This window comes from uncultured Eubacterium sp. (assembly GCF_934295145.1).
In the GTDB taxonomy this organism is placed as follows: Bacteria; Bacillota; Clostridia; order Lachnospirales; family Lachnospiraceae; genus Eubacterium_I.
The window spans coordinates 1-12,901 of the sequence record NZ_CAKRAS010000070.1 but is presented as its reverse complement, the minus strand read 5'-3'; the positions used below and the strand labels follow the sequence as shown (position 1 = coordinate 12,901).

The following is a 12,901-nucleotide window of genomic DNA, read 5'->3' as shown; positions in this document are numbered from 1 at the left end:
CTATGAAACTAAACTATAATGAAAAAGAACTGCATCAACTTCTACAGGACTTCCACGACTTAACAAAGTTGACACTGACCCTCTACGATCCCGAAGGAGAATGGATCCTCAGTTATCCGACAAAAGAAAACTGTTTCTGCCATTATATCAAAACTTCCCCGGAAGGAGCCGCCCTCTGTGACGTTTCCGACCGTGCTTCCTTTGAAGCAGCAAAAGCATCCGGCGAATGTGTCATTTACAAATGTCATGCCGGTTTGATCGAAGCCACCGCCCCCATCGTCAGCGACGGATTTACCATCGGCTACCTTATGATGGGGCAGGTTGCAAATGCAAACTCCCCGAAGCAGTTACAGTCACTAATTGAACATGCATTACATAAATATCACCTGAGTACCACAGAAACCAATATTGCTAACTCAACCTCACCCGATACAAACGAAGCAAACAAATTCGTCGAATATGACAATTGGAAACAATATGCCAACGCAATCCCCTGTATCTCCGACACGCAGATTCACGCCGCCGCAAGCATCATGGAAGCATGTATTTCCTCCATCCTGTACAAAAAACTGATTTCCATCGAAAAACAACAGTTTGAACAAAACATCAACACTTATATTCTGAACCACCTGACCGAAGATCTATCCGTAGACCGCCTTTGCGAACACTTGCATCTGAGCCGCCGCAAACTCTACGAATATTCAGAAGAATTTTTACATTGCAGCATCGCAAAATATATAAAAAAAATGCGCCTGCAGCATGCGCAGACACTATTAACCAAAACAAATTTACCAATTTCTACCATTTCCGAACAATGCGGATTTTCCGACTACAACTATTTCTGTCGGGTTTTCAAGCAGGAAAATGGCATGTCCGCACGAAGCTATCGCACAGCACAGCAAACATAATTTTCTGTGATCCTATATTTTTTTGCAATACATACACTGTATATAGCACTTTATGTATTAGACACACATACTGTATTTACCATTTACGTTAACTCTCGCTTTGTGTCGTGGTGATTTCACGCACTTTTTGTTATGGTTTTTCCTGAAAGGAGGCAAAAGCAACAACATGGATCAGAAAAAGATCGGTCTTTTTTTAAAAGAACTCAGAAAAGAAAAAACACTTACACAAAGTCAGCTTGCAGAACAGCTCAACGTATCTGACCGAACCGTATCCCGCTGGGAAACCGGAACGAATTTACCAGATCTGTCTATATTAGTTGAACTTGCAGATTTTTATGATATTGATATCTGCGAAATCATCGACGGAGAAAGGAAAAGCGAGAATATGAATGTAGAAATGAAAGACACTTTAATGAAAGCGGCACAATATGCCACAGAAGACAAACATATACAAATGAAAAAACTGACCGGATATATCCTGTCAGCATTCGGATGCTTCCTGATTTTATCCGGATTTACCGTATTTCCAAGTGAAAGCGGCTGGGCAGCAAAATTTGCCATTTTAGGAGCCATTATCGTAACCATTGGAATCTTCCAGTTACTCAAAAAAAGCAAATTAGTGAAATCTATAATTATTTTTATTGCGATCCTGTTTGGCATGATCTGGCTGGACTTCGCCAGTGTATGCTATATCCGGCAGGCACCACGATTCGCCTATTCCGTAGAATACAGCGATGAAACTGTCATCTATCATGCTCCGTTTTATTCCGTATACAAATACGGCCGGGACACCTTGGGCGAATACTATCAAGTTTATATTGGATTTGATAATTTATAAAATTGATTTTCATAATTTACCAGTACAATACATGTATTTAAAAGAACTCTGAAAATGCCAGTTTCCAGAGTTCTAAAGTTCATTCCGGAGAACTACACCGTCAGGCTAGTGCTGCCGTTTGTCTCTGTCTAACCATTTGCAAATATAATAACCCGCTATAGATGCCAATACAGAGATAAGAAAAGCAAGTATGTATTCCATTAGGCTCACCTCCTTCCTACTGGAAAGAGTCGACAGCAATAACATAATAGCACGAAACTTTGTTCGATTCAACTGAAAATATTGTTCATTTAGATATTGATTTTTTCAAAGGAAAGGTTTATTATAGTGGTGAGTAAGAAAAGTATGTATTCCATTAGAATACAAAAACCCTCGAAGTGCCAGCTTCGGGGGTTTTATTTCATTCATATTATTTTTGCGTACAAACAAACGAATGTTTTAACATTACTTATGTGCACGCACGGCTGGAGCCACCGTATAAATGGAACAAAACTGAAAATGAAATCCAAGACAAGACGATAGGGTGATTTTCGTTACCGAAGTGAGCATAGCCCGCCTCCGTGAGTGTGTCTGAGGCTGCTGATTTTGCAGCCGAGTTCACGGAAGGAGGCGGAGATAAGCGGCACAACGGAGGTAAAAAATCATCCGTGTCTGTCTGGATTTCATTTTCAGTTTGTTCTTTTCACCACACCTAGTGGCGATATTTATTTGCTTCTTTCAAACGTGCCATCGCTCTTGCCAGTGATGCTGTATTGCGATAATACTCCATCCGGCTCTTATGCTGAAGCAATCGTTCTTCCGCACGCTCTTTTGCCTCTTTTGCACGACGTACATCGATCTCCTCCGGACGTTCAATTGTATCCACCAGAATTTCCACCTGATTGTCAGAAGTAACTTCTGCAAAGCCACTTCCGCAAACTGCTGGAATCATTTCACCTTCCGGTGTTCCGATACGAACCTCACCCGTTTTCAATGCAACGACACATTCCTCATGATTTTTCAGGAGCTGAACTTCACCATCAATTGCAGGTAATACAACTGATTCTGCCTCAGCATCATAAAAAATCTTATCATATGCGATAATTTTTAAATGAAATGTACTCATTGTCACACCTCACTAATGATTTCCGTTCTTTGCTTTTTCTATGACATCGTCAATGGTTCCCACATTGAAAAATGCCCATTCCGGATACTCATCCATCTCACCATCAATGATCTTCCTGAAACCTTTGACTGTCTCTTCCAACGGTACGTATTTACCTGGGATTCCGGTAAATGTCTCAGCTACATGGAACGGCTGTGACAGGAAACGCTGAATTTTTCTTGCACGGTATACAGTGATCTTATCCTCCTCTGAAAGTTCTTCCATACCAAGGATTGCGATAATATCCTGTAACTCTTTGTAACTTTGCAGAATTTCCTGTACACGGCGTGCGACCTCATAATGTTCCTCACCGACGATATCCGGCTCCAGAATACGTGAGTTAGACTCCAGCGGATCAACAGCCGGATAAATACCCTGCTCAACGATTTTTCTGGAAAGTACCGTTGTTGCATCCAGATGGGCAAATGTGGTTGCCGGAGCCGGGTCAGTCAAGTCATCCGCCGGCACATAAATCGCCTGCACAGATGTAACAGAACCTTCTTTTGTGGAAGCGATACGCTCCTGTAATTCACCGACTTCATTTGCCAGTGTCGGCTGATAACCTACCGCAGAAGGCATACGTCCAAGCAGTGCGGAAACTTCAGAACCTGCCTGTACATAACGGAAAATATTATCGATAAATAACAATACATCCTGATGTTCTTTATCACGGAAATACTCTGCCATGGTCAGGCCTGTTTCAGCCACACGCATACGTGCTCCAGGCGGCTCATTCATCTGTCCAAACACTAAGGCTGTTTTCTCCAGAACACCGGATTCTTTCATCTCTGTCCAGAGATCATTACCCTCACGGGAACGCTCTCCGACACCGGTAAAAATAGAATATCCACCATGCTCTGTTGCAATATTTCGGATCAGCTCCTGGATCAGGACTGTTTTTCCTACACCGGCACCACCGAACAGACCAATCTTACCACCTTTGGCATATGGAGCCAGAAGATCAATAACTTTGATACCAGTCTCCAGAACTTCAACAACCGGACTCTGATCTTCAAATGATGGCGGCTCTCTGTGGATACACCAGTTTTCTTTTGCCTCCACCGGTTTTCCATCATCAATTGCCTCACCCAGAACATTGAACAGTCGTCCCAGCGTTGCTTTTCCTACCGGAACCGTAATACCGGCACCGGTTGCTGTTACTTCCATATCACGATGAAGCCCTTCACTGGAAGCAAGCATGATACATCTTACGGTATCATTTCCAATATGCTGTGCCACTTCCATGACACATTTTTTCCCATTATTATCAACTTCGAGTGCATCTTTGATGCATGGAAGGTTATGGTCGGAAAACTCTACGTCTACAACAGGTCCCATGACCTGAACGATTTTTCCTTTATTCATATCGCTTCACCTCTCTTACTTTTTCTTGCTCTTCTGCGCCTTGGCACCGGCGATAACTTCAGTGATCTCCTGAGTGATCGCTGCCTGACGCACACGATTGTATTCAATTTCCAGATCGTGGAGCATCTGCTTTGCGCTGTCTGTAGCAGTCTGCATCGCCATCATTCTGGAATTATGTTCACTGGCATAAGATTCTACCAGTGCACCATATACAAAACCACACACTACGTTCGGAATCAGGCTATTCAGCACAGACTCCACAGAAGGATGAAAGGTCATTCTTTCACTGTATCCTTTCAGATTTTTTTGTGTATATTCTTCTCTCTGCAACGGAAGCAGTTGAAACATATCTGCTTCCATTTTGAACGCATTGAGCATTTTTGTATAGATAATATAAACCTCATCCAGTTCCTCACGTACATATTCATCAATCAGCTGCAAACCGATGTGACGCGCCCTGTAAAGGGTTGGATTCTGCACGGTATAACTGAATTCTCCGTCAATATTTACATCTTTTTTCATGAAATACTGTCGTCCAAGCTCACCAACCACAAACAGTTTGTTCTGTCTGCCCTTTTCCAGCTGCTCCGATGCAAGCTTCAAAACGTTGTGGTTATAAGCTCCTGCCAGACCCTTGTCAGCAGTAATCACCAGATAGCCGCGCTTTTTCTGATCATCCGGAATATCTCTTCCGAAAAAGATATTGTTTGTGTCCGGAACGGACTTCACAAAACGCGCTACCGCATTCTGCTGTGCAAAGAAAAACGGTTCTGTGTCTGCCAGGCTTTTCTTTGCTTTTTGCATCTTTGACGAAGAAATCATATACATGGCACTGGTGATTTTCATCGTATCTTTGATACTTTGCATTCTGCTCTGTATCTCTCTAGCACTTGCCATGATAGACCTCCTATTTTACATACTCCCTGGCGGCAGCGAGGATCTTCTCTCCAAGTTCATCGGTCAGTGTCTTTGTTTCATTCAGCTCTTCGATGATCTCAGGATGTGCATTTTTGAAATATTCCAGCATACCCTTCTGGGTCTCTTTGATCTTTTTAACTTCCACATTCAGGAAAATCTTGTGTGTAGCGGTCCACAGTGTAATAACCTGCTCTGCCATCCCAAGTGGCTGGCAAAGTGGCTGTTTTAACAGTTCCATCAGGCCTTTTCCGTATTGTAACTGCTCTTTTGTATCATCATCCAGGTCAGAACTGAACTGGGTAAATACTTCCATCTCACGATACTGGGCCAGATCGATACGGATACTTCCTGCTGCCTTTTTCATCGCTTTTGTCTGTGCGGCACCACCGACACGGGATACAGACAGACCTACGTTTACCGCCGGTCTCATACCGGAGAAGAATAAGTTACTCTCCAGGAAGATCTGACCGTCTGTGATGGAAATTACGTTGGTCGGAATGTATGCGGATACATCACCTGCCTGTGTCTCAATGATCGGCAGGGCTGTAATGGAACCGCCGCCGAGTTTGTCACTCAGACGACTGGAACGCTCCAGCAGTCTGGAATGCAGGTAGAAAACGTCGCCAGGATAAGCCTCACGTCCCGGAGAACGCTCCAGCAACAGGGACAATGCACGGTAAGCTACCGCATGTTTTGACAAATCATCATAAACGATGAGCACATCTTTTCCCTGATACATAAAATACTCTGCCATGGCTGTTCCCGCATACGGTGCAATATACTGCAACGGAGCCGGATCACTGGCTGTTGCGGCTACGATGATGGAATAATCCATTGCACCGTGTTTTTTCAATGTGGATACAATTTTTGCAATTGTTGATGCTTTCTGTCCAATTGCGACATAAATACAGATGACATCTTTTCCCTTCTGGTTTATCATTGCATCCGTTGCAATAGATGTCTTACCTGTCTGACGGTCACCAATGATCAGCTCTCTCTGTCCACGTCCGATTGGGAACATAGAATCGATGGAAAGGATTCCTGTCTCCATTGGTACGCTGACAGATTTACGATCTATGATGCCCGGTGCTTCATTTTCAATCGGCCGATAATCATCTTCTTCGATATCACCCTCACCATCAATTGGAGCACCCAAGGCATTGATGATTCTTCCGACAAATTTATCTCCAACCGGAATTCCGGCTTTCTTTTTGGTTCTTGTTACTTTGGTTCCTTCCTTGATCCCTGTATCACGGCCAAACAGAATGACACCGATCTCATTTCTTCTGACATCCTGTACCATACCTTTTACGCCGTTCTCAAAGACAACGATCTCACCATACATCGCCTGGTCAATTCCATAGACAGTGGCAATTCCGTCACCAACCCAGATGACATGACCAATTTCCCGATCCTTCGCTTCAAAATCGTAATTCTCGATTTCTTCCTTCAGGATGGAAATAATATCCTGTGAACTGATAGCGCTCATTGTCCTATCACCTCTTTCTTTTACCTTTTACTTCTTAACTCTGCCTGTTATAATTCAGCCTGATTCTGAATCATACCGAGCTGCTCCTGCATGCCGCGGATCCGTCCGCTGATGCTCCAGTCCCATTCACGGCCATTGGCAGCGAGGACAAAACCTCCCACCAGACGCTCATCCCGGATCATCTCAAGCTCAACCTGATGCGCATCAAACTCTTCCATCAGGAATTTTTTAATTCCTTCCAGCTGATTATCATCCGGTGCTGTCACATAACGTAAGGTTGCGTTTACGATTGACTGATGTTCATTTGCATACATTTTGTATTCCTCCACGATCTCTTCCAGATATTCCACGTCAGAATAATCACAGAGAATCTTCATAAAATTCTGTAACTTTTTTTCCGGGAAAATGCGGTCAACCACCGCATGTTTTTCCTCTTTGTAAACACTTGGGTCTGTCAGCACCCGCTGTAATTCGGGACTCTCCCGATAAATCTGTACTGCAGTTTCAAGACCATCCAGCGGAGCATTCAGCTCCCACAAAACTTTTACATATTTAGCCGTTGTTGCTGTCATGTTTGTCACCCGTTTTACTTAAAAACTCATTGTAAAGCTGTTCATCCGTGACTTTACTGCTATTCTCTCCGATAATCTTGATCGCTGCAGCCATAGCCAGCGTACTGATTTCTTTCTGTACACTCTGAAGTGCTCTGTCACGTTCTTTTTCCATATCCTGATTTGTTTTCTCAAGCAATGCTTCGGATCGTTTTTCCGCATCAGAAACAATCTGCTTGTACTGCACATCTGCCCGTTCTCTGGCATCTGCCACAATCTGGACTGCTTCCTCTTTTGCGCCCTGCAAAGATGCCTCATACTGAGTTTTCAACTCTAAAGCCTCTGCATTTACCGTATCTGCTTTTTCAAACTGTTCCGCTACCATCTGTTTTCTCTTTTCGATGATATTTAAAACCGGTTTGAACAGAAACTTTCTGATCAGGAAATAGAAGATCAACAGGTTCACAATGATCCATATAAGGTTTGAATCAATTCTCAGCATCCTGAAATCCTCCTTCTAAAGACAAAATCTCACGTCTTTGTTTTTTATTTGCAAAGGAAAATGATCAGAATAGCGACAACCATACCATAAATAGCAGTTGCCTCTGCCAGTGCACAACCAAGTAATAAGTTCTTGCTGATCTTGCTGTCAGCTTCCGGCTGTCTTGCTACGGCATCTACTGCTTTACCTGTTGCGATACCAATACCTACACCTGCTCCAATTCCTGCTAATGCTGCGATACCAGCTCCGAGTGCGATCATCATAATAATTATCTCCTTTTCTCACTTCATATTCTGCCTGTCACATTTTATCTCTGACAGGACTTTCTGATATGTTACTTTACAGGTTTTCTGTCAAAATACATTGACCTTTATTCCGCCTGCAACTCAATGGCTTCCTTGATGTACAACGATGTCAGGAATACAAATACATATGCCTGGATCAATCCATCAAAAATATCAAAATAGAAACTAAATACCAGCGGTACCACCATCGGCACAACCGCCTTGATCAGCTCCATGATAACGAACGCTCCGAGTACATTTCCGAACAGTCGTAAACATAACGAAAACGGTCGGATAAAAATCTCCAGAATGTTGATCGGTGTAATGATCGCGACAGGCTGTGTAAATCCTTTCGCCCACTTCTTCACACCTTTCGCCCGGATACCGGCGGCTTCCACCAGTATGATACTCATCAACGCAAGAGCGATCGTACAATTCAGGTCCTTTGTCGGAGGCTTAAATCCAAATAAGCCAATTACATTTGCAATACCGATAAACAGACCGACGCTCATCAGATAAGGAATATAACACTTTCCTTCCTCTCCGAGCAGCCCTTCGAAAAATCCGTAGAATTTTCCGATACACACTTCCAGAAACAATTGTCTCTTTCCCGGATTCTCCACACTTAAATTACGTGTCAGGAAAATCGATGCCACTATGACTACTGCCATAATGATCCACATAACGACAACTGATTCCGCGATTTTGATTCCACCAAAAATGGGTATCGTGAACACCGTCTTGACACTCAATTGGTCGATCAACTCATCTACCAGTCCGTTCGTAGCGGTCACCTCCTTCTTTTCTCTTTCTTCTGTTTTTTGATTTCTCCTGAAACAGTTTTCCCAATCATCACAATTTCAGCATCGTTGTTGCATCTCCTAATTGATGCTGTTTTTTCATAATTGGTACTACCATTATGTTGGAAAAATAAAAGGCCACGGTTGCTTTAAAAACTCCTTACCCCCGTTGGTCTTTTCGTGTATTCATATTAATACAATTTCCAGATTTTGCAATCGGCAAAATTTCCTAAATTGTTTTTCAGCAAAAACATTTTTTCGGCAAAATCACGATTGACAAATTTTCGTTTAACAGATTATTTCCTGATTATGTACTTTTTTGCTTCTATTTTCGGCAATTTTGCCCGCCTTACGAAAAACGAATCTTGCAAATGGACCTGCATAGAACAACTGCCAAAACAGTGCCATAGGGAAATTCCGCGCTGCAGTCTGTAACCAGTTACCAAGCAACATGTCTGTTCCTTTAAATCCGAACAATATAGATGCGAAAAAACTCATAATCGGACACATAAATGCTACTGTCAGGGATGAAATCAGTATGATCAGCAAAATCTGGGGGATATTCTGCGGATCTACACACTGAAATGCAATACGCTTTACAATTCTCTCCACAAATAAAAGTTCCACAACAAATGCAATCACTCCCATAATTGGAAGTTCTCCCAGGGCAAGGAGGAATACCTGATTCGTCATCTCTCCCTGCGCCAATGCAACGTTGTAACAAACCATTCCATAAACCATGACTGCCACCATGAGAATGGTAAAAAATACATTTTGTAATTTTGTTTTTGGCATAAAAAATCTCCTTTCCTGCTGACAAACAACTTTACATCTAAAATGTGTGTTGTTCGTTAGCATTCCGGGAGAATGTACGTTTCCAATTATAATATACCAATTTTATTCAGGATTCCTGTTTAAAATGATCAATACAAATACATTCCACAGTCCCATATCTGCATCAGCATTTACTATGACTGGAATCCTATTGTGCTTTCTTTCAGCAGTATTATCTTACCACGAAAAAATTTTCTTCGTAAGAATTTTTTTCAAATTCAGCAAATCGCGCAGAGACATTTTCTGAATCCGAAAACCTCTGCGCATTTTTAACAATTATTCATTACTATAAAACATTGATTCGTCCGCACTCATTAATATCCTCATTACATGTTGAATACTACAAATATTAACCTCATTATAAACTGTCACAACTCTATTTTTTCTTGACAAATCTGTCTATTTTATATATGATTTTCATAAACTAACACCGTTAGTTTATTCGTATTTTTATAACACTATTTTTATTTTAACTAATACTGTTAGCCTATTCCTATATTTATATACCAATTCAATTTGTACTAATACCATTAGTTAATACATTATTCATGTTTTAAATTTTATAAGACTAATATATTTGACATCTTTTTACAAAACTTATACTGTTTATACACATTTTTCAAACTAATATTATTAGCTTACTTTTTACTATTTTTCTTACTTTCAATACCTAACGCTATTAGCCCATTTTTTATTTATTTTTGTTTTTACAAACCTAATACTATTAGTCTACTTTTCATTTGTACGTTTTTAGGATTATAGCCTAACACCATTTTTAAGAAAGGATTGTTTATATGGCACGAACAGGATTACCTTATGGATTCATTTTAGATACTGCACTGCAGTTAGTAGAGGAAAAAGGATTTGATAAATTTTCCCTGCATGATCTGGCAAAAGAACTCGGTATCAAAACGCCTTCTCTGTACAATTATTTTTCTAGTATCAAACAACTCCAAAAAGAACTCGCCCTCAAAATTGAGCTGGATCTTTATCAACGATCGATCAATGCTATGAAAGACAGCTCCCCGGATGACATGATTCGTGCACTGGCACATACGCAGTTAGAATATGCAAAACAGCATCCACATTTATATCAGGTAATATTATCACTCCCGACCATCGAACAAAATGACCTTACAAATGATACTGCTTCAAAATCTGATTCTAACAACTATTCTTCACCAAGATCCTTTGCTATTGCTCAATCTCTGACCAATGCAAAACCGACAGAGCAATCAGACAATAAAAAACAGAATATGAAAACACAAACTATTGATCCATCATTAGCTGCCATCCAACGCGAATATGGCTTAGTAGAGGATGATTATTACTTCAGACATGTTCAACAGTTCCAACGCCCGAATGCAGCATGGCATTCCGTAGAACCGATTCGTATTGCATTGAATCAATACAAACTTAGTGACGCAGACTCCATTCATCTGAACCGCATGTTCCGGAGTATGATCCACGGATATATCAGCCTGGCTGCCGCCGGATATCTGGCGCATCAGAAGTATTCTACCCTGGAAAGCTTTGATGCCACCGTTGAATATTTCATTTCACTTGTTCATTTACAGGAAAAACAACATACAAATAATGCTTAGCTTTTTTAACAGATATTGGATATGATATTACATTATATTTTCAATTCTTTGATAAATAACGTTTTTCAAAATAAGCTTTTCCTTTTAAAGAATAGCGTAAATACTTATAGTCCTTATAAAAAATAATTTATTTTCATACAAAGGAGGATCAGACATATTGTGATTTCTACCAAAAATAAGATCGTGGTCTTTGTCCTGATGGCTGCCGGTTTTATCGGTTCCTTAAGCCAGAACCTGCTGACTTCCGCTCTGCCGTCGATTCTGGAGGACTTCGGAATTTCTGCTGCAATTGGACAATGGCTGACCACAAGCTACATATTAGTGATGGGCGTCATCACTGCCCTGACTGCATTTTTATTTTATAAATTCGAAACAAAACTTCTGGTGCAGGTGTCACTGGCCATTTTTCTGGCAGGCTGCGTCCTGTCACTTTGCGCACCGAACTTTCCGCTGCTGCTTGCAGGGCGAATCATTCAGGCCTGCGGTGCGGGACCATTGATTCCACTGCTGCAAACTGCAGTACTTTATCTTTATCCGCCGGAACATCAGGGACAGGCTCTGGGGCTTACCGGAATCATCGTCGGCTTTGCACCGGCCGTCGGTCCGACCTTATCCGGTCTGTTAGTAGATGCCTTTGGCTGGAGAAGTATTTTCGTGTTCCTGATCATCTTTACCTGCATCATTATGCTGTTGGGACAGTTCTCATTGCAGAGTATCGGAGAACGACAAAATCTGTCACTGGATGGCATTTCCGTTATTTTATACACCCTCGGATTTTCCACTTTTATGCTGGCAGTTACATTCTTGAAGTCAGGTGTATTTTTAAGTGCAAAAGTATTTCTGACATTTGCGATTGGTATCATCAGTCTGGCAGTTTTTGTAAAACGCCAAAACAACAGCAAGGCTCCATTACTGAAGCTCTCACTGCTGCGTGACCGTTCTCTTATGATGGGTACGATTCTTCTTGGAATCGCCTATGTTATGAATATGGCCGGCACGATTCTGGTTCCGCTGTTCAACCAGTCTATCTGCCCTTACAGTGCAACTGTTTCCGGACTGATCCTGCTTCCGGGTTCCCTGCTGATTGCCGCATTCAGTCCGTATTCCGGCAAATTAAAAGACCGTTATGGAGCAAAACGCATCTGCCTGATCGGGATGTTTTTCATGCTCGCCGGAAATCTGCCTTTCGTGTTTTACATGGAAACCGTTGGCATTCTTCCGATTGCGATCGCCTACGCGTCCCGCTGCATGGGAATGACTTTCCTCATGACACCTAGTACCGCTCTGGCTGTACAGAATCTGAAGCTGGAAGACAAACCATACGGCATGGCAATCTTAAATTCCCTGCGTCAGATGAGTGGATCATTATTTTCCACGATTCTCGTCGTGATCGCAACGATTGCATCCGCACCGGCTTCTTTAAGCATAACCGGTATCCATGTAGCTTTCGCAACTATGGTTGGATTTTCCATCGTCGGCATATTCCTAACTCTGACAATCAGCCAAAAAAACCCTTAATTCTTATATACGACATAAATACTTTTTGCACCGTTCGTTTCCGGAATCGGGTATTTGTATTTCAATGCCCTTGCACCTGTTCGCGGATGAATAAACGTTGTCGAATCTTCCAATGTGATATGCGCGATCGCATCCAACTCCAGTTG

Annotated in this window: 13 protein-coding genes; 4 read left to right on the top strand and 9 right to left on the bottom strand. The window is 41.8% G+C overall.

The features are described 5' to 3' along the window. Both Q0I54_RS11790 and Q0I54_RS11785 read left to right on the top strand, forming a co-directional pair. Nucleotides 1-908 (top strand): PocR ligand-binding domain-containing protein (locus Q0I54_RS11790; RefSeq protein ID WP_296118853.1); only part of this gene is annotated, 908 nt, incomplete at its 5' end. Between the two features lie 166 nt (nucleotides 909-1,074). Further along, nucleotides 1,075-1,746, top strand: coding sequence for a helix-turn-helix domain-containing protein (locus Q0I54_RS11785; protein ID WP_154314945.1), 672 nt, complete (start codon nucleotides 1,075-1,077; stop codon nucleotides 1,744-1,746). Nucleotides 1,747-2,437: 691 nt separating this feature from the next. Here Q0I54_RS11785 and atpC read toward each other — a convergent pair. From atpC to Q0I54_RS11740, 9 genes are all read right to left on the bottom strand, one after another. Beyond that, the gene (atpC, locus tag Q0I54_RS11780; protein ID WP_296118851.1) at nucleotides 2,438-2,851 is read right to left on the bottom strand and encodes an ATP synthase F1 subunit epsilon; all 414 of its coding nucleotides are present in this window, start codon (nucleotides 2,849-2,851) and stop codon (nucleotides 2,438-2,440) included. 12 nt (nucleotides 2,852-2,863) lie between these two features. Further along, nucleotides 2,864-4,255 (bottom strand): F0F1 ATP synthase subunit beta, encoded by a 1,392-nt coding sequence (gene atpD / locus Q0I54_RS11775; protein WP_296118849.1) that lies wholly within the window; start codon nucleotides 4,253-4,255, stop codon nucleotides 2,864-2,866. 15 nt (nucleotides 4,256-4,270) lie between these two features. Then, nucleotides 4,271-5,152 (bottom strand): ATP synthase F1 subunit gamma, encoded by an 882-nt coding sequence (gene atpG / locus Q0I54_RS11770; protein ID WP_296118847.1) that lies wholly within the window; start codon nucleotides 5,150-5,152, stop codon nucleotides 4,271-4,273. Nucleotides 5,153-5,162: 10 nt separating this feature from the next. After that, nucleotides 5,163-6,662: a F0F1 ATP synthase subunit alpha gene (atpA, locus tag Q0I54_RS11765; RefSeq protein ID WP_296118846.1), complete on the bottom strand. Its 1,500-nt coding sequence runs from the start codon at nucleotides 6,660-6,662 to the stop codon at nucleotides 5,163-5,165. Between the two features lie 47 nt (nucleotides 6,663-6,709). Further along, a complete protein-coding gene (gene atpH, locus Q0I54_RS11760; protein WP_296118844.1) occupies nucleotides 6,710-7,234 on the bottom strand; it encodes an ATP synthase F1 subunit delta in 525 nt (174 codons plus the stop codon). Continuing rightward, nucleotides 7,215-7,715 carry a F0F1 ATP synthase subunit B gene (gene atpF / locus Q0I54_RS11755; protein ID WP_022035296.1) on the bottom strand — a complete coding sequence of 167 codons (501 nt, stop codon included), beginning with the start codon at nucleotides 7,713-7,715 and terminating at the stop codon, nucleotides 7,215-7,217. Before atpF ends, atpH begins: the two co-directional genes overlap by 20 nt. Before the next feature lie 44 nt (nucleotides 7,716-7,759). Beyond that, nucleotides 7,760-7,984 (bottom strand): ATP synthase F0 subunit C, encoded by a 225-nt coding sequence (gene atpE / locus Q0I54_RS11750; RefSeq protein ID WP_333491094.1) that lies wholly within the window; start codon nucleotides 7,982-7,984, stop codon nucleotides 7,760-7,762. Between the two features lie 101 nt (nucleotides 7,985-8,085). Continuing rightward, complete coding sequence (locus tag Q0I54_RS11745) at nucleotides 8,086-8,793, bottom strand: F0F1 ATP synthase subunit A (protein WP_296118843.1); 708 nt, start codon at nucleotides 8,791-8,793, stop codon at nucleotides 8,086-8,088. 294 nt (nucleotides 8,794-9,087) lie between these two features. Continuing rightward, nucleotides 9,088-9,594 (bottom strand): DUF2798 domain-containing protein, encoded by a 507-nt coding sequence (locus Q0I54_RS11740; protein WP_296118842.1) that lies wholly within the window; start codon nucleotides 9,592-9,594, stop codon nucleotides 9,088-9,090. An 833-nt stretch (nucleotides 9,595-10,427) separates the two neighbouring features. Here Q0I54_RS11740 and Q0I54_RS11735 point away from each other — a divergent pair. Both Q0I54_RS11735 and Q0I54_RS11730 read left to right on the top strand, forming a co-directional pair. Then, nucleotides 10,428-11,237, top strand: coding sequence for a TetR/AcrR family transcriptional regulator (locus Q0I54_RS11735; protein ID WP_296118841.1), 810 nt, complete (start codon nucleotides 10,428-10,430; stop codon nucleotides 11,235-11,237). A gap of 159 nt (nucleotides 11,238-11,396) precedes the next feature. Further along, on the top strand, nucleotides 11,397-12,755 hold the full coding sequence (locus Q0I54_RS11730) for an MFS transporter (RefSeq protein ID WP_296118840.1): 1,359 nt from the start codon (nucleotides 11,397-11,399) through the stop codon (nucleotides 12,753-12,755). Nucleotides 12,756-12,901 lie beyond the last annotated feature (146 nt).

Bases quoted from the DNA above. Each gene is read 5' to 3' on its own strand.
- Q0I54_RS11785 (WP_154314945.1), top strand. From the start codon at position 1,075: ATGGATCAGAAAAAGATCGGTCTTTTTTTAAAAGAACTCAGAAAAGAA.
- atpC (WP_296118851.1), bottom strand. From the start codon at position 2,851: ATGAGTACATTTCATTTAAAAATTATCGCATATGATAAGATTTTTTAT.
- atpD (WP_296118849.1), bottom strand. From the start codon at position 4,255: ATGAATAAAGGAAAAATCGTTCAGGTCATGGGACCTGTTGTAGACGTA.
- atpG (WP_296118847.1), bottom strand. From the start codon at position 5,152: ATGGCAAGTGCTAGAGAGATACAGAGCAGAATGCAAAGTATCAAAGAT.
- atpA (WP_296118846.1), bottom strand. From the start codon at position 6,662: ATGAGCGCTATCAGTTCACAGGATATTATTTCCATCCTGAAGGAAGAA.
- atpH (WP_296118844.1), bottom strand. From the start codon at position 7,234: ATGACAGCAACAACGGCTAAATATGTAAAAGTTTTGTGGGAGCTGAAT.
- atpF (WP_022035296.1), bottom strand. From the start codon at position 7,715: ATGCTGAGAATTGATTCAAACCTTATATGGATCATTGTGAACCTGTTG.
- Q0I54_RS11740 (WP_296118842.1), bottom strand. From the start codon at position 9,594: ATGCCAAAAACAAAATTACAAAATGTATTTTTTACCATTCTCATGGTG.
- Q0I54_RS11735 (WP_296118841.1), top strand. From the start codon at position 10,428: ATGGCACGAACAGGATTACCTTATGGATTCATTTTAGATACTGCACTG.